Source organism: Acinetobacter sp. EKM10A (assembly GCF_011075215.1).
In the GTDB taxonomy this organism is placed as follows: Bacteria; Pseudomonadota; Gammaproteobacteria; order Pseudomonadales; family Moraxellaceae; genus Acinetobacter; species Acinetobacter baumannii.
This window is the reverse complement of sequence record NZ_JAALLK010000001.1, coordinates 88928-105299: the sequence shown is the minus strand read 5'-3', so window position 1 is coordinate 105299 and position 16372 is coordinate 88928. Positions and strand designations below refer to the sequence as shown.

The window sequence follows — 16372 nt, the reverse complement described above, 5'->3', positions numbered from 1 at the left end:
TTATTATTAGCCTAAAAAAATAAAAGTTTTTTTAAAAATTTTAAGAGAAATTTAAATCTGTAAAAAATATATTTATTAAATAATGATATGCATTAAAAAACTAAAAAATGACCCTTACTTAACCTTAAATATCGACTCAAACTATTTAGAAGTTAGAGCTACTTAATAAAAAGTTTACCGTGAAAGGTAAACTTTTTAACTTGAGGTATCCAAGCTTATGCAGGGATACCACTATGAAAACGGAAAGTATCATCTGGAGTCAAAATCAGATTCTTTTCAACTTCACGGATATGTTCAATACGCTGTTGAATATCTTCTTCAGGATCTTTCATTTTGGCAGTTTTTGCGACGTCAAGCGCTAGTGCTAAATAGTCTTCAAAATGACGAGATTCTGACTTAAGCAAGTAACGGTAATAGCGTCCTAACTCATCATCAACACGCGGAGCAAGCACATAAAAGCGTTCACATGAACGTGCTTCTACAAAAGCCCCAATCACGAGTACATCAATTAGAGCTTCTGGTTCATATGTGCGGATTTCTTTTCGTAAGCCACCTGCATAGCGTCCAGCACTCAAACCTTTCCATTCTTGCCCACGTTTCGTCATAAATTCTAGAACTTGTTCATAGTGAAGCATTTCTTCACGTACAAGCTGGGCAAGCTTAACTTGTAGGTCCGTGAAAAAACTATAGCGGAACATCAAGTTCATGGCTGTACCTGCTGCCTTTTTCTCACAGTTAGCATGATCTTGCATCAAGATGTCTAAATTATTAACGGCCTCATCCAACCATTCATTTGGGGTTTGGCACCCTAAAAATGCTAATACAGGCTGCATTAATTCATCGTAATTGATACTCGACATTACTACTTATCCTGCTGCCTGAATCGCTGTTTTCATGTCTTTCACCGCCTGTGCTAGTCCAACAAAAACACTTTCCGCAATAATTGAGTGACCAATATTTAACTCATGAATTTGTGGAATTGCCGCAATTGGAGCAATATTTTTCAGATTCAACCCGTGACCAGCATTTACAACCAAACCTTTTGAAGCTGCGTATTCCACACCTTTGACAATGCGAGCAAGTTCTTCTTGTTGTTCTTGCTCTGTTGTGGCATCTGCATAAGCCCCGGTATGTAATTCAATAGTAGGCGCTCCACAAGCAATTGCTGCATCAATTTGAGCAAAATCAGCATCAATAAAGAGTGAAACATCACAACCAATGGCAGCTAAAGCTTGAGTTGCAGCTTTAACTTTTTCAAAGTTACCCACTACATCTAAACCGCCTTCTGTTGTAACTTCTTGGCGTCGTTCTGGTACAAAACACACATGTTGCGGTTGAATTTCTTTCGCAAACTCAACCATTTCATCAGTTACGGCCATTTCAAGATTCATACGTGTTTTCAATAATGGACGCATACGGCGCACGTCATCATCTTGAATATGTCTGCGATCTTCACGCAAATGCAAAGTAATCCCCTCTGCACCCGCTTGTTCACAAATAAGAGCAGCTTCTACAGGGTCTGGGTAAGCAGTACCGCGCGCCTGTCTTAAAGTAGCAACATGGTCTATGTTTACACCAAGCAATGCAGCCATAAAAAAATCCTAATTACGATTGAGTTTGAGTATTTTGAATCCACAATTGTCGACTTTTTAGGGGACGGTCACCTAAAAGCGATGTAATCATTTGACGGTATAGTTTACCTAATAATTGCAATTGTTCGTGAGAAAAATCCTGTCCCTGCTCATAATCCAGCATGGATAAAATTGCTTTTCCTGACAAAGATGAGCGACTTGCCTGAACAACGGGGGCAAATCCTTCAGTCACTTGAAACTGATAAAACTGTTGAGGCAAAATTTCTTTTTGTGAGCTATCAATTGAAAAATCAATCGCATAGCCCAGCTCTGCAAGCAAGATATGCTCAAATTGTCTCAAGATCTGTCTAAGAAATAAATCCGGATTTTCATGAGAAGACAGCTGCTGGAGTTGAAGCAGCGTTAACTGGTATTGTTCAAAAGTTTGTGGCATCGCCTCTTCTAGTGGGCAAAGTCTAAGAACAATTTCGTTTAAATAGAACCCTGCAAAAAAAGCATCGCCAAAAAAGAAAACCGGCTGATTTAATATTTCCAGCTTTGTAAAATTTTTGAGTTCACTTTTGCCTGTGGCTTGCAAACGGATTGGCTGATATTGAGGAGGCGGAGTCTGTCTTAAAATACCATCAACCCGCCCATATTCTTGAGTGAAGAGATGCACAATATGGCTTTTTTCACGATATTTACGATGGTGAATCATATATCCATGTAGGACTTCATTGCGCATCATAAAAAGAAACTATTCCTCAGATTCTTTTTCTTTTTTATCGTCGTCATCACCATCAGGAATTACAGCCCCTACAACAGCAGCTGTACCCTTCACTACACCTTTAGTCGTTTTATAAGCAATACCTACTGGTACGGTTACAAGCTTATATACACAACCTTGCAACATCAATGTACATCCAAGGATAATCAATATTGATGTAATTGCTTTCATACCAGTATTCCCTACTTTTTAGATATCACTATATCCTAAACTTTTTAAAGCACGTTCATCATCAGACCAACCACCTTTGACCTTAACCCATAAGGTAAGCATGATCTTTTGTTCGAACATTTTTTCCATGTCTTTACGTGCATCCATGCCAATTGTTTTAAGCTTGGCACCTTTTTCACCAATTACAATCGCTTTTTGACCAGGACGATCCACAAAAATAGTTGCATCAATATAGGTACATGCTGGTTTTAATCGACCAGTTTTTTCATTAACAGTTGCCTCTTCCGTTTTAAAAGATTCAATTTGTACTGTTAAATCATATGGTAGCTCTTCACCCAACTGACGCATGATTTTTTCACGGATGATTTCACTTGCCAAGAAGCGCTCTGAACGGTCCGTAATTTGATCGAATGAATATAAAGGTGGCTGATAAGGAAGATATTTTTCAATCGTTTCACTTAAGTGCTCTAAGTTTGCTCCACGGAGCGCAGAAACAGGAACAATCTCAGCAAAATTCATAAGTTTGGCACGTTCTTGAATTAAAGGGAGAATCTCTCTCTTATCTCCAAAAGTATCAGCTTTATTAATCACCAAAATAACTGGCATATCAGCATTCTTGAGTTTCTCAAGAACTAAATCGTCATTTTGAGTCCACTTGTGGGCATCAATAACAAATAAGACTAAATTCACGTCACGTAACGCAGAATGCGCAGCACGGTTCATCATTTTATTGATTGCACGTACTTCTTTCTTATGCATACCTGGGGTATCGACATAAACCGCTTGCATTTTTTCACGCGAATCAATACCGATAATTTTATGGCGTGTCGTTTGAGGTTTACGTGAAGTAATAGAGAGTTTTTGGCCCAATAAATGGTTCATGAGGGTAGATTTACCCACATTTGGACGTCCTACAATCGCCACAAATCCGCTCTTAAAATCCGAAGGAATTGTAACGCCTTTGGAACTAAAAAATTGATCAATCAGATTGTTTGGATCTTGGTTTTCGTTTGAATCTGGATTGATTTGATCAGAATGCATCGACATGCAGGTTATTGCTCCAATAACTTTAAAATTTCCGCCGCTGCTGCCTGCTCGGCAAAACGACGACTTGACCCCTCACCATGAATTTTTGATAAACCATCTACCAAACATTCGACTTTAAAGTGCTGATGAGGCGCATCACCCTGAATATCTACAACCTCGTAAACAGGGAGAGGTTTTTTACGTGCTTGTAGATACTCTTGTAAACGTGATTTTGGATCCTTGAGTTGATCTGTTGGCTCAATATGATCTAAATAAGGCGTATACCATTTTAACACAATATCTTTGAGTAGGTTCAGATCACTACTATCAAGATAAATTGCACCAATAATGGCCTCCACTGTGTCAGCCAATATTGACTCACGATGATGACCACCAGATTTCAACTCGCCTGTGCTTAATATTAAACACCGACTAAGTTGCAAATCGGTTGCAATTTTACCTAATGCTTCCTGACGTACTAAAGTCGCGCGCATACGCGTTAGTCGCCCCTCATTTTCATGAGGGTACGCATGGTATAAATAATTGGCGATAATCATCCCCAACAGTGAATCGCCCAAAAATTCCAGACGTTCGTAGTTATACTTATGACTCACCGAACGATGAGTCAAAGCCAACTGTAGCAATTCAGGCTGCTTAAATTGATAACCGATTCGACTGAGTAAGCGAGGATCACTTAGCTTGAACTGATGTTTTGTCAAAACTCTTCTCAAATGTTAAAACTAAATCAATATTCAGTAAGAAAGGCTTTCTTACCTCATATTTCTTTTTGACTGTTAGACTTGGCTGGTTAAACACTTCAGCAATCTCTTTAAAATGCAGATCACGAATGTTGTTCATTTCCAGTCGTTGGTCCATCTGTGTCATAAACTTTTGGGGTGTGATATCAGCCGAGCTTTGTTGCATAAGCTCTGTAATCTGATTATTAATCACACGATCATCCCAATATGCTGGCCAAACTACAAGTACGGCTTTCACCGCAATTGCAAATATGACCACCCCAAATAAAATTGCTAAATACGAAGTACCCTGTTGTGCCTTACGCATTTTTGTTTTCCTAATGGTTGTTTTTAATCTATTTTCCCATTTCGGTTAAAGCTTGGCAGGTGGAAACCAGGTTCTTTATGCATCCAGACATAGAAAGCTCGGCCTGTTAAATTTTCTTCAGGTACAAAGCCCCAGAAACGACTGTCAGCACTTTGATCACGGTTATCCCCCATTGCAAAGTAATGTCCTTTCGGAACGGTTACTTCCCAATATAAACCGTCTTGGTTTGCATATTTACCATTATCAACATAGTTGATAAATGGCGCCTGACGCGCAACATTTACGCCTTCAAGCTCACGCATCGTAAAGGTATGATCACCAATTGTTTCTTTATGATAAATAGAAGTTGGTGTATCTAAAGCATCTTTTTCGCGACTAAACTGTGTTGGTACTTTAGGAATTTTTTGACCATTAATAATCAATTGTCCATGATCATAAACAATATGGTCACCAGGTAAGCCAATTACACGTTTAATATAACTAATACTAGGTTGTGGCGGATAACGGAATACAATGACATCACCACGTTTCGGCTCACCGACATCAATCACTTTTTTATTGACGATAGGTAAACGGACACCATAGTCAAATTTATTAACTAAAATAAAATCGCCAGTCTCTAAGGTCGGAACCATAGAGTCTGATGGAATATTAAATGGTTCATAAAGAAATGAGCGAAGTACAAGCACAACAGCTAAAACTGGCCAAAAGTCATAGGCCCATGTAATAACAAAATTTTCGTTCTCTCGCCCTTTATTTGCACGCTGTTTAAAAACAAGCTTATCTAGCAACCACACTGCAAATAAAATCAGCGTAACAGGAACAAGAATTAAATTAAAATCAAAATCCACAGGACCTCACTCGCAGCTTAGCTGCTTGCCTTGCGGCTGGGAGAAGATAAGTTCATCCCAGCCTTTTCTCTTATCTTTCTACTTTCAAAACAGCTAAGAACGCTTCTTGTGGGATTTCTACACTACCCACTTGTTTCATACGTTTCTTACCTTCTTTTTGTTTCGCAAGTAGTTTCTTCTTACGAGACACGTCACCGCCATAACATTTTGCTAAAACGTTTTTACGCATCGCCTTCACGGTCGAACGAGCAATAATTTGTGCACCAATAGCAGCCTGAATTGCGACATCGAACATTTGACGTGGAATCAAATCTTTCATTTTCTCAACTAAAGCAATACCACGATGACGAGCATCATTACGGTGACAAATCATTGCAAGCGCATCGACCTTCTCACCATTAATTAACACGTCAACCTTAACTAAAGATGAACTCTCAAAACGAATAAAGTTATAGTCAAGTGAAGCAAAACCACGTGAACATGATTTAAGCTTATCAAAGAAGTCCATAACCACTTCAGCCATAGGAATTTCAAAAGTAATTGAAACTTGATTACCTAAGAATTTCATGTCTTTTTGTACACCACGGCGCTCAATACATAGGGTCATGACGTTACCTAAGTACTCTTGCGGTACAAGAATATGACACTCTGCAATTGGCTCACGTAAATCTTCAACAACAGAGCCATCCGGCATTTTAGATGGACTATCAATATAGATCGTATCGCCTTTTTTAGTGACAGCTTCATACACTACCGTTGGCGCTGAGCTGATCAAATCAAGGTCATACTCGCGCTCTAAACGCTCTTGTACGATTTCCATGTGCAACATGCCCAAGAAACCACAACGGAAACCAAAACCAAGCGCATCTGAACTTTCAGGTTCAAAGAATAAAGCCGAGTCATTGATCTGTAGTTTTTGTAAGGCTTCGCGGAATGGTTCAAAATCGCTTGCATCAATTGGGAAAAGGCCTGCGTAAACCTGAGGTTTAACCTTTTTAAAACCAGGAAGTGAAGCTACTTCAGGGGTTGTTGAAAGCGTGATGGTATCACCTACCGGCGCACCAAAAATATCTTTAATACCCGCGATAACAAAGCCTACTTCACCAGCTTCAAGCACGCCAGTTTCAGTATGTTTAGGGTTGAATACACCTACCGATGTAACAATGTGAGTCTGACCAGTAGATTTAACCAACATTTTGTCGCCCTTGCGGATACGACCATCTTTAATACGAACTAAAGAGACAACACCTAAATAGTTATCAAACCATGAGTCAATGATTAATGCCTGTAAAGGAGCCTCACGGTCACCTGTTGGAGCAGGAATAACATCAACTAATGTTTCTAAAACACCTTCAACGCCTAAGCCTGTTTTTGCAGAACATGTAGGTGCATTGGTTGCTTCAATACCGATAATTTCTTCAATTTCGTGAATAACGCGCTCAGGCTCTGCTTGCGGTAAATCAATTTTATTTAAAATTGGAAGAACTTCGAGACCTTGCTCAATAGCGGTATAACAGTTTGCAACTGATTGTGCTTCTACACCTTGTGCAGCATCAACAACTAATAACGCACCTTCACAAGCAGCTAATGAACGAGATACTTCATAAGAGAAATCAACGTGTCCCGGAGTATCAATAAAGTTAAGCTGATATTCCTGCCCGTTTGGATGAGTATAGTACAACGTCACCGAAGCAGCTTTAATGGTAATCCCACGTTCACGCTCGAGCTCCATTGAGTCCAAGACCTGAGCTTGCATCTCACGATCTTGCAGGCCACCACACATCTGAATAAAACGGTCAGCCAAAGTAGACTTACCATGATCAATATGAGCGATAATCGAGAAATTTCGGATATTTTTGATATCAACGGATTTTTTAGCTTGCGCCATGGGCTACCTTGAGAAAATATAAAGTGCTATGTAGCTTGTTTTAATACATAGCCAAAGCGGTTTAACAAATTGCGAGAGATTATAGCAGATGGATATTTTAAAGTATCCAAAATTCATGAGCTTTGTACTTATGTTTTAAAAAATGATAATTCAAAGTACAAGTAATGCTTCTGATTATCGGGCATATGAAACAGTAAAATCTAAAGGATTTATACTTGAATCAAGAGGTTTATAAGCCTGTGTAAAAGTCGGCGACATACGTTTAGGTCGACCTGAAGCGATTTCAATACATGCCCATTTGGTATTTCCGACGAACAAAATTGCCTGATCAGAAGGACGGAAAAAGGCATACTGACGAAATGAATACAGAGCATTAATATCATCTAGCCATGTCCGCAGTACAATTTCTTCACCTTCAAACGCAGCTTTACGGTATTGCACATGGTGTTCAACCGCAACCATTGCATGTTTTAGCTCTAGATATTTGGTTACTCCTACCCCTAATGTTTCCACATGAGCAGCAGCGACGTCTTGCATCCACTGGACATACATTACATTGTTAACATGCCCTAAAGCATCAATATGCTGTGGCTGAACCTGAATATGTAAATCGAAAATACTGCTCACAAAACACTCACTTTAATCATTAAATCCAAAGCTAAAATTTAAATAGCTAGATCGAACATTATGCCGAATACAAATAATAAAAAAACCACCCATTTTCAGGGTGGTTCATTTTTATAATATTTTACTGAATACGTAAACCAAGCATTGCTCGTTGTCCTTGACGAATAATCCCAACTCGCGCAACTGTATTTTTTGGCAAATTAGAAACAACTTTTGCAAAATCCTGACTATTCAGAATTTGAGTATTATTAACCTGAATAATCACATCGCCAGGAATGATATTTGACAATGATGCTAATCCACCACGGCGGACATCTTGTACATAAATACCACCTTTTATACCTAAAGCATTTTTCTCTGGCACAGCGAGATCACGAATACTCATTCCCAATACTGGACCTTTAGAAGCAGAGGCTTGATTACCGGTAGCAGGTGTTTCATCTGGTGCAGTTGCCAGTGTTGCCGAGATATTTCGGGTTTTATCATCACGTAAAACTTCAAACTGAACAGTTTGGTTTGGTTGTACTTTATTTAATGCATAAAGCAAATCACTAGTACGCAGTACAGAAACACCATTTAATTTTAGAATAACATCGCCGGCTCTAAGCCCTGCTTTTTGAGCAGGTGAATTTGGAGAAACCTGAGTAATCAGAGCACCTTCCGGTTTAGGCAATTTATAGGCATCTGCAAGGTTACGGTCAATATCTTGCATCATAACGCCTAGGTATGAACGAGTCACTTTCCCTTTCGTTTTAAGCTGTTCAGCTACATCCATCGCAACATCAATTGGAATAGAGAAAGATAAGCCCATATACCCCCCCGTACCACTAAAGATACGTGAGTTCACCCCGACAACTTCACCATTTTGGTTAAACAATGGCCCGCCTGAGTTACCAGGGTTCAACGCCACATCGGTTTGAATAAATGGTACAGAGGTTTCACCGCTCATGTTACGTGATTTAGCGCTGACAATACCTGCCGAAGCTGAATAATCAAAACCAAATGGTGAACCAATTGCTAAAACCGGCTCTCCTACACGTAAACGGTCAACATTTCCTACGCGTAAAGCAGGATAGTTAGTTCCGTTTACCTTTAATAATGCAACGTCTGTCCGCTCATCACTACCGACCACTGTTGCATCAATTTCACGACGGTCATTTAAAGTAATACTGATGCGGGAAGCATTTTCAATTACATGGTGGTTCGTAAGTAAATAACCATCTTTACTAATAAAGAACGCGCTACCATATGCAGTTTTCTCTTGAGGACCTTGTTGCTGTGGAATGATGACCTGATTACCAAAGAAACGTTTTAAAATTTCAGGAACTTGCTGTTGTAACAGTTCATCCTGAGTCATTTTTTTTACAACGTTTACACTCACCACAGCCGGACTAACTTGTTCAACGAGGTTTGAAAAATCAACAGCAGCATTTGCTTGAACAGCAGCAACTGTAAATACCGCTGCATACATTCCTTGTTGTAAATAGCGAGATTTCATTCGGTGCTCACCCACAATTGGTCTACGAGAATAAGAATAAAACTTTTGTATCACAATGCTTTGGAATTGTGCGTAACAATATGTTTATTTGTAAGGCATCCTCATCACGTTTATTTTACACATTGCAATTTTTTAAGCTAATTGCAATTTTTCTGTGACTTAGAGCGCTTAAGCTCTTGCCTTTTTAGGTAAAAAGGGGTGTCATTAGCGGACGTTTTAAATTGATGCGAATGGACATGCCTAATCAACAGACAATTCACCACTTTGACGTGATTATTGTGGGCAGTGGCGGTGCTGGTTTAAGTCTGGCTTTATCGTTACCAAGTCATTTTAATATTGCAGTTTTAGCTAAAGCTGCTTTAACTGAAGCAAGTACCTTCTATGCACAAGGTGGTGTTGCTGCAGTACTTGATGAAACTGACTCTATTCAACAACACATTAATGACACTATGATTGCAGGTGCTCATTTATGTGAAATGGATGCAGTCCAGCATACTGTAGAAGGCGGCCGCCCTTCTGTTGATTTCCTTTTAAAGCAAGGTGTGCAGTTTACCTTAGATGAAGATGAACAGCTTCATTTGACTCGTGAAGGTGGCCATTCGCAGCGCCGTATTATTCATTCTGCTGATGCAACTGGCAAAGCTATTTCAACCACTTTGGTTGAACGCGCCAAAGAACGTAAAAATATTACTATTTTTGAAAACTACATTGCGATTGATTTAATCACGTCGCATAAATTGGGTCATACAGAGCAGGCAAATCGTGCTATTGGTTTGTATGCACTAGATGAAAGTACTGAAAAAGTTCATACCTTCCTTGCCCCATTTACCGCACTTGCTTGCGGCGGCGCAATGAAAGCTTACCTTTATACATCTAATCCGGATATTGCTACTGGTGACGGTATTGCGATGGCATACCGTGCAGGTTGCCGTGTTGCCAATATGGAATTTAACCAGTTCCATCCAACCTGCCTTTACCATCCGCAAGCACGTTCTTTCTTAATTACTGAAGCCATGCGTGGCGAAGGTGCTTACTTACGTTTACCAGATGGCGAACGTTTTATGCTACGTTTTGACGATCGTGCAGAGTTGGCTCCTCGCGATATTGTGGCACGTACCATTGACCATGAAATCAAGCGCCTCGGTATTCGCCATGTGTGGTTAGACATTACACACAAATCACCGAATTTTATTAAAGAGCACTTCCCTACACTTTATGCACGATTACTTGAACTAGGTATCGACATCACTAAAGACATGATTCCGGTGGTGCCGGCTGCACACTATACCTGTGGTGGTGTTGTAGTTGACTCAAATAGCCAGACTGATATTGAAGGTCTATATGCAATTGGTGAAACCTCTTATACGGGTTTACATGGTGCAAACCGTATGGCGAGTAACTCATTACTTGAATGCTTCGTTTATGGCATGAGTGCAGCAAAAGATATCGAAAGTAAGTTTGATAAAAACTTCAAATTACCGGAAGTACCAACTTGGGACGATTCTCAAGTAACTAATCCAGATGAAGATGTCGTGATTTTACAAAACTGGGATGAGTTACGTTCGACCATGTGGAACTACGTTGGTATTGTAAGAACCACAAAACGTTTAGAACGTGCTTTACACCGTATTGAGATGTTAAAGCGCGAAATTACTGAATATTATCAAGATTATCGTGTCAGCAAAAACCTGATTGAACTGCGTAATCTTGTACTTGTTTCCGAAATGATTGTTCGTTGTGCTATGCACCGTAAAGAATCACGTGGCTTACATTACACACTTGATTATCCGGAAACTTCGAGTGAGATTCGTAAAACGGTTCTGACGCCTCCAAACTTTGCAGTAGAGCAACCTTTGGTGAATACTAGTGTATAAATAGTTTTTTATAAAAAAGCACGGTTCATGTCGTGCTTTTTTATTACTTAAGATTTATGGTCTAGGTGGAATTGAGTAAGTCGCGGTCACATGTGCCACGGGTTCCTCTTGCCCTACCGAATAAATCCAGACCTCACCTACGACTAGGCTCTTTCCTACTTTCATGAGCTTACATTCACTGCGTAAGTCTTGATCACCCGCGGGTTTTCTCAGGAAATTAATATTAAAATTGGTGGTTACAGCTAAACCAATAATTCCAATTTCGCCGAGTATTGCAATATATAAAGCAAAGTCTGCCAAAGTCATCATAGTCGGGCCAGATATAGTACCACCCGGACGTTGATGTCTTTGGTCAACATGATAATAAACAACCGCAGCTTTAGAAGTGACTGATTCAATCGTGCAATGTTCCAAACTTTGTGGGAATTCCTTTTCAAGAAATGCCACAATTTCTTCTTTTGAGCTTTTCATCCTTGTTTTTCTTCGATTTCAGAACAGTATTCAAAATAGCATAGAATACTGCCCAATATTTTCTATGACGTTTAAAACCAGATTTCTTGTCATTTTTCACCACTCCCAAAAAAATATGAGAGTGGCTAATCCCATGGCCTATGCTAAATATTGCAGAGCTTGCTCGAACACCTGATCTGGACTTTGTGTAGCATCTAAACGTTTAATACGCTCAGGCTCAACTTTCCATAAGGTTTCATAACCTTCACGAACCTTAGTAAAGAAGCTTAACTTTTCTTGTTCAAAACGGTCTAAAGCTCCACGTTCACGTGCACGGTTCATACCAAGTTCAATCGGTGCATCTAACCAGAAAGTCACCTCCGGCATGCGTGAAACGAAGTTCTGGTTTAAAAGCTGTAATTTGTCTTGGCTTAAACCACGACCGGAACATTGATAAGCAAAACTCGCATCAGTAAAACGGTCACTTAATACAATTTTATTAGACTCTAATGCCGGCAAAATAACTTGTTGTAAGTGTTGAGCTCGTGCCGCATAAATTAAGAGCAGTTCGGTATCATGACTCATATTTTCATCATGATTCACTGCCAAAAGCATCGAACGAATTTGCTCAGCTAACGGTGTTCCACCCGGCTCTCGAGTTAAAACAACTTGTTTACCTTGTTCTTCAAAATGCTGATGAATTTTTCGAATGAGTGTAGTTTTTCCTACCCCTTCCGTGCCTTCAAAGCTAATAAACATCTCTTTTCCTTATTTCTTCGATCTCAACACGGATAAATACTCTTGCACTGCTTGGTTATGTGCTTGCAAGTCTGCCGTAAATTTATGTCCACCATTACCAGTCGCTACAAAATAGATGTTATTTGAATCATCTGGATGTAACGCAGCCTCAATAGCTTTTTGGCTTGGCAGCGCAATTGGAGTTGGCGGTAACCCATTAATTGTATAGGTATTATATGGTGTTGGTGTACGTAAGTCTTCGCGAGTAATGTTACCCTTATAGTTTGCACCCATACCATAAATTACGGTTGGATCAGTCTGTAAACGCATACCGAGTTTTAAACGGCGCACGAAAACCCCTGAAACTTGTGTAAGTTCGCTATCGAGGCTCGTTTCTTTTTCAACAATAGAAGCCATGATTAAAGCTTCATACTTATCTTTATAAGGTAAATTCGGTGCCCGCTTTGCCCAAGCCGCATCTAAGGCTTTCATTTGACGATGGTATAAATCAGTCAGGATTTTCTTATCGGTCTCACCTTTAGCAAAGAAATAAGTGTTGGGTGCAAACAGACCTTCAGGATGATGATAAGGAATACCTAAAGCCTTCATAAGCTGGTCATCTGGTAAATCCAATATCGTATTTTTTACATTTTTATCGTTTTTTAGTGCTGTAATCAGCTGCTTAAAAGTTGTTCCTTCAATCACTAGAACACGATTCATCTGGGCATTATCAGCATCAGATAACATCTCTAATACTTGTCTTACGCTCATTCCCTGCTCTATCTCATATACACCAGCTTTCATACTGTCATGAATCATAAACTTTTGATAAAGCTTAAGTACAATTGGGAAATGGATTTTATTTTCTTTGGCTAAGCGATCAATAAAACCAGAATAGGTCTCACCTGATGTGATCGATAGCATCTGCTTTTTCCCTTCAATAGGATAAGCTTTAAATAAACTTGACCATAAAATAGCAAAAATAGAAATTAAAACGATAAAACAGCCAATCAGCACTAACTTTTTTGGAAAATTAGATGCTGTTTTCTTGCCCTTTTTTTTAGCATTTTTTGCTTTCGCATTCACAGGTGGCTTCGGCATATTAATGAATCTGATTCAAGTTAAGAGTATGAAATAAATTTAGGCACGCCTGTGACTCTAGAATTTGTTCACTGATTTGAGTAACTACTCGCATTGGATGTAAAGCATTACAAAAGAATAGACTCTGTATTTGTGGTACTTCATCTAGCTCAATTATTCTGACTTCACAGGCAATTCCGTAGTGCTGCATACGCGCCAAAATTTCTGCACGCATCACACCGTGGACGCCATTATAGCGAAGTTCCGGAGTAATCCATCTATCATTTAAACGAATAAAACAATTACTGCTTACCCCTTCAACAATATAACCTTGTACATCAGTTACTAAAGCTTCAACCCAGCCTTGTTGATCTGCTTCTTTTTTTAGCAATACCTGCTCAAGACGGTTTAAAGATTTAAGCCCAACTAAACTCGGCATGGTTAAACCTAAAGCCTGATTTAAAACACCACACTGTATAAAATCTGGCTGGAACTGCTCCAATGCTTTTGGATAAAACCAGATATAAATATCTGCCGCATGCTTTGGCAAACTATAGCCACGATCACCTTCACCACGGCTAATCACAATTTTTAAAGTCCCGTTGAGCACGAGATTCTGATTTTGTAGATGCTGCAAACTTTGTTCGATTAACTCAAAATCTGCAACCAAAGATAATTTTTGGCAAGCAAGTTTTAGACGTTCCCAGTGCCGTGCTTTCAGCTCAATCTTATTTTGAAAAACACGAATTGTGGTAAAGCAGCCATCTCCATAATGAAATGCCCGGTCCAATAAAGGAATGGTCTCTACAGGTTGTCCATTTTTAAAACACCACATGCTCAATCCGTCCTTTATTTAAAACCACCCAACAATACAACACCTTTCATTTAATTAATAAATGACTGATTTTAAAAAATTATACCGATTTAAGAGAAACTTTTGAAACTTGTTATATATCAATATTTAAGAATAACTTATCCATTTTTATTATTTCTATATTTTTCATATTAAATTCGTTTTTTATTATTTTTTTAGAATAAAGACTAGCGCTATTCTGCGTTCATGTTTTGAACATTTCGTATTTTTGAGGGGTTATCTCATGCGTTTTTCTCAGTTAAAAGTCGGGGTTATTGCTGCATTACTTTCTGTTTCATCGTTTGCAGCTCAAGAATTCTTAAACGTTTCTTACGATCCAACTCGCGAGTTATATACAGATTTCAATAAACAGTTTGGTACTTACTGGAAACAGCGTACCGGTCAAGATATTGAGTTTAAACAGTCACACGGTGGTTCTGGTAAACAGGCCCGCGCTGTAATCGACGGCTTAAATGCAGATGTTGTGACATTAGCACTTGCTGCTGATATTGATGAAATTGCTGAAAAAGCAAAATTGCTTCCAACTGATTGGCAGAAGAAGTTGCCACAAAACTCTACTCCGTACACATCAACTATCGTGTTTTTAGTTCGTAAGGGTAACCCTAAACAAATTAAAGATTGGGGTGACTTAATCAAGCCAGGCGTGGAAATTATTACGCCAAACCCGAAAACTTCTGGTGGTGCACGTTGGAACTATCTTGCAGCTTGGGCTTGGGCAAAACATCAAGCAGGTGGTAACGATGCAAAAGCACAAGAATTTGTTCGCCAAATTTATAAACACACCAAAGTTTTAGATTCAGGCGCCCGTGGTGCAACCACTACATTTGCTGAACGCGGAATTGGTGACGTATTACTGGCTTGGGAAAATGAAGCACATTTAGCTATCCGTGAACAACCTGGCAAGTTTGAGATTGTGACGCCATCTTTATCTATTTTGGCTGAGCCGCCAGTTGCAATTGTTGAAAAAAATGCAGCGAAAAAAGGCAACTTAACTATTGCAAAAGGTTACCTCAACTATTTGTACTCACCTGCTGGTCAAGAAATTGCAGCACGTAATTTCTACCGTCCTCGCAATGCAGCTGTACTCAAAAAATATAGCAATGTATTTAAGCCATTGAAACTTGTCACCATTGATAAAGAGTTTGGCGGTTGGACAAAAGTACAAAAGCAACACTTTGATAATGGTGGTGTTTTCGATCAAATCGTGAAAATCAATAGTGCAGAGAAGTAATTCTTTGTTCTAACGATAAGGAGAACAGACATGACACACACTGTAATTGTTCCGGGTGTAGGTGGAAGTGAACATCAACATTGGCAATCTTGGTTGCAGCGTCAACTCGTGTCTAGTTCTCGCGTTGAGCAAAAAAACTGGGATAGACCCGTATTAAGCGAATGGATTGAGCAATTCGTTAACACAGTTCAAGCAGTACAAACACCAGTCCAAATTGTTGCGCATAGTTTCGGCTGCCTAACTAGTGTTGCTGCCTTAGCAGAGCATCCAGAGTTACAACTTCAAGTTAAAAAACTGATTTTGGTTGCTCCTGCAAATCCGGCACGTTTTGGTGAAGCCGGATTTGCCCGCCATAGTTTGACTGACTACAAAGATTATTTTCATCAGCTAAAAATTAATGTGCCTGCAACGCTACTCATTAGTGAAAATGATCCATGGTTAGACTTTTTTGATGCTTTACAGCTTGCGAAATCTTGGCAATTAACCCCGATTAACCTTGGACAAGTCGGTCATATTAATGTTGCTTCAGGCTTCGGTCCGTTTCCTGACTTACTGAATCATCTACTTCCTGAAGACTCGATGTGTAGCCACTCATCTATTGATCCGGTAAAGACACATTTCTCTTTGAAATTTGCTTAATA

At 39.4% G+C, this 16372-nt stretch carries 18 protein-coding genes; 3 read left to right on the top strand and 15 right to left on the bottom strand.

Features of this window, described 5'->3' with window-relative positions:
- Positions 1–215: 215 nt before the first annotated feature.
- From G9371_RS00515 to G9371_RS00465, 11 genes are all read right to left on the bottom strand, one after another.
- Positions 216–860, bottom strand: a complete 645-nt coding sequence (locus tag G9371_RS00515) for a tRNA-(ms[2]io[6]A)-hydroxylase (protein ID WP_002132151.1) — start codon at positions 858–860, stop codon at positions 216–218.
- Between the two features lie 6 nt (positions 861–866).
- Positions 867–1592 (bottom strand): pyridoxine 5'-phosphate synthase, encoded by a 726-nt coding sequence (pdxJ, locus tag G9371_RS00510; protein ID WP_002132192.1) that lies wholly within the window; start codon positions 1590–1592, stop codon positions 867–869.
- A 13-nt stretch (positions 1593–1605) separates the two neighbouring features.
- The gene (gene recO, locus G9371_RS00505) at positions 1606–2319 is read right to left on the bottom strand and encodes a DNA repair protein RecO (protein WP_000985103.1); all 714 of its coding nucleotides are present in this window, start codon (positions 2317–2319) and stop codon (positions 1606–1608) included.
- 9 nt (positions 2320–2328) lie between these two features.
- The gene (locus G9371_RS00500; protein WP_004840396.1) at positions 2329–2529 is read right to left on the bottom strand and encodes an NF038104 family lipoprotein; all 201 of its coding nucleotides are present in this window, start codon (positions 2527–2529) and stop codon (positions 2329–2331) included.
- Between the two features lie 18 nt (positions 2530–2547).
- Positions 2548–3570: a GTPase Era gene (era, locus tag G9371_RS00495; RefSeq protein ID WP_001985518.1), complete on the bottom strand. Its 1023-nt coding sequence runs from the start codon at positions 3568–3570 to the stop codon at positions 2548–2550.
- Between the two features lie 11 nt (positions 3571–3581).
- Positions 3582–4274 (bottom strand): ribonuclease III, encoded by a 693-nt coding sequence (gene rnc, locus G9371_RS00490; protein ID WP_000160699.1) that lies wholly within the window; start codon positions 4272–4274, stop codon positions 3582–3584.
- Entirely contained in the window at positions 4246–4620 is a 375-nt protein-coding gene (locus tag G9371_RS00485) for a DUF4845 domain-containing protein (RefSeq protein ID WP_029423959.1), read from the bottom strand. Before G9371_RS00485 ends, rnc begins: the two co-directional genes overlap by 29 nt.
- Before the next feature lie 23 nt (positions 4621–4643).
- A complete protein-coding gene (gene lepB / locus G9371_RS00480) occupies positions 4644–5471 on the bottom strand; it encodes a signal peptidase I (protein ID WP_029423960.1) in 828 nt (275 codons plus the stop codon).
- Between the two features lie 70 nt (positions 5472–5541).
- Positions 5542–7359 (bottom strand): translation elongation factor 4, encoded by a 1818-nt coding sequence (gene lepA / locus G9371_RS00475; RefSeq protein WP_000035781.1) that lies wholly within the window; start codon positions 7357–7359, stop codon positions 5542–5544.
- A gap of 174 nt (positions 7360–7533) precedes the next feature.
- Positions 7534–7986 (bottom strand): acyl-CoA thioesterase, encoded by a 453-nt coding sequence (locus tag G9371_RS00470; RefSeq protein ID WP_000094834.1) that lies wholly within the window; start codon positions 7984–7986, stop codon positions 7534–7536.
- A gap of 121 nt (positions 7987–8107) precedes the next feature.
- Positions 8108–9484, bottom strand: coding sequence for a Do family serine endopeptidase (locus G9371_RS00465; protein ID WP_029423961.1), 1377 nt, complete (start codon positions 9482–9484; stop codon positions 8108–8110).
- Positions 9485–9714: 230 nt separating this feature from the next.
- Between G9371_RS00465 and nadB the strand changes: the two genes are divergently transcribed.
- Positions 9715–11358, top strand: coding sequence for an L-aspartate oxidase (nadB, locus tag G9371_RS00460; protein ID WP_032009183.1), 1644 nt, complete (start codon positions 9715–9717; stop codon positions 11356–11358).
- Between the two features lie 54 nt (positions 11359–11412).
- Here nadB and G9371_RS00455 read toward each other — a convergent pair whose 3' ends face one another.
- The 4 genes from G9371_RS00455 to pabC all read right to left on the bottom strand — a co-directional run bounded on the left by G9371_RS00455 (position 11413) and on the right by pabC (position 14461).
- Entirely contained in the window at positions 11413–11829 is a 417-nt protein-coding gene (locus tag G9371_RS00455) for a PaaI family thioesterase (RefSeq protein WP_000842540.1), read from the bottom strand.
- Between the two features lie 138 nt (positions 11830–11967).
- Positions 11968–12567 (bottom strand): dTMP kinase, encoded by a 600-nt coding sequence (gene tmk / locus G9371_RS00450; RefSeq protein ID WP_000470765.1) that lies wholly within the window; start codon positions 12565–12567, stop codon positions 11968–11970.
- Between the two features lie 9 nt (positions 12568–12576).
- Positions 12577–13647, bottom strand: coding sequence for an endolytic transglycosylase MltG (gene mltG / locus G9371_RS00445; protein ID WP_001125860.1), 1071 nt, complete (start codon positions 13645–13647; stop codon positions 12577–12579).
- Position 13648: 1 nt separating this feature from the next.
- Positions 13649–14461 (bottom strand): aminodeoxychorismate lyase, encoded by an 813-nt coding sequence (gene pabC / locus G9371_RS00440; protein WP_000263427.1) that lies wholly within the window; start codon positions 14459–14461, stop codon positions 13649–13651.
- A gap of 262 nt (positions 14462–14723) precedes the next feature.
- On the opposite strand from pabC, the gene G9371_RS00435 reads away from it, so the two are divergent.
- Together G9371_RS00435 and G9371_RS00430 are read left to right on the top strand one after the other, a co-directional pair.
- Complete coding sequence (locus G9371_RS00435; RefSeq protein ID WP_001212600.1) at positions 14724–15731, top strand: sulfate ABC transporter substrate-binding protein; 1008 nt, start codon at positions 14724–14726, stop codon at positions 15729–15731.
- Positions 15732–15761: 30 nt separating this feature from the next.
- Positions 15762–16370, top strand: a complete 609-nt coding sequence (locus G9371_RS00430; protein ID WP_000149921.1) for an RBBP9/YdeN family alpha/beta hydrolase — start codon at positions 15762–15764, stop codon at positions 16368–16370.
- The last annotated feature ends 2 nt before the right edge of the window (positions 16371–16372 follow it).

Excerpts from the sequence above, each read along its gene's own strand:
- pabC (WP_000263427.1), bottom strand. The coding sequence starts at position 14,461 with ATGTGGTGTTTTAAAAATGGACAACCTGTAGAGACCATTCCTTTATTG.
- pdxJ (WP_002132192.1), bottom strand. The coding sequence starts at position 1,592 with ATGGCTGCATTGCTTGGTGTAAACATAGACCATGTTGCTACTTTAAGA.
- G9371_RS00485 (WP_029423959.1), bottom strand. The coding sequence starts at position 4,620 with ATGCGTAAGGCACAACAGGGTACTTCGTATTTAGCAATTTTATTTGGG.
- G9371_RS00515 (WP_002132151.1), bottom strand. The coding sequence starts at position 860 with ATGTCGAGTATCAATTACGATGAATTAATGCAGCCTGTATTAGCATTT.
- recO (WP_000985103.1), bottom strand. The coding sequence starts at position 2,319 with ATGATGCGCAATGAAGTCCTACATGGATATATGATTCACCATCGTAAA.
- G9371_RS00435 (WP_001212600.1), top strand. The coding sequence starts at position 14,724 with ATGCGTTTTTCTCAGTTAAAAGTCGGGGTTATTGCTGCATTACTTTCT.
- G9371_RS00455 (WP_000842540.1), bottom strand. The coding sequence starts at position 11,829 with ATGAAAAGCTCAAAAGAAGAAATTGTGGCATTTCTTGAAAAGGAATTC.
- G9371_RS00465 (WP_029423961.1), bottom strand. The coding sequence starts at position 9,484 with ATGAAATCTCGCTATTTACAACAAGGAATGTATGCAGCGGTATTTACA.
- nadB (WP_032009183.1), top strand. The coding sequence starts at position 9,715 with ATGGACATGCCTAATCAACAGACAATTCACCACTTTGACGTGATTATT.
- mltG (WP_001125860.1), bottom strand. The coding sequence starts at position 13,647 with ATGCCGAAGCCACCTGTGAATGCGAAAGCAAAAAATGCTAAAAAAAAG.
- tmk (WP_000470765.1), bottom strand. The coding sequence starts at position 12,567 with ATGTTTATTAGCTTTGAAGGCACGGAAGGGGTAGGAAAAACTACACTC.
- lepA (WP_000035781.1), bottom strand. The coding sequence starts at position 7,359 with ATGGCGCAAGCTAAAAAATCCGTTGATATCAAAAATATCCGAAATTTC.
- G9371_RS00500 (WP_004840396.1), bottom strand. The coding sequence starts at position 2,529 with ATGAAAGCAATTACATCAATATTGATTATCCTTGGATGTACATTGATG.
- G9371_RS00430 (WP_000149921.1), top strand. The coding sequence starts at position 15,762 with ATGACACACACTGTAATTGTTCCGGGTGTAGGTGGAAGTGAACATCAA.
- era (WP_001985518.1), bottom strand. The coding sequence starts at position 3,570 with ATGCATTCTGATCAAATCAATCCAGATTCAAACGAAAACCAAGATCCA.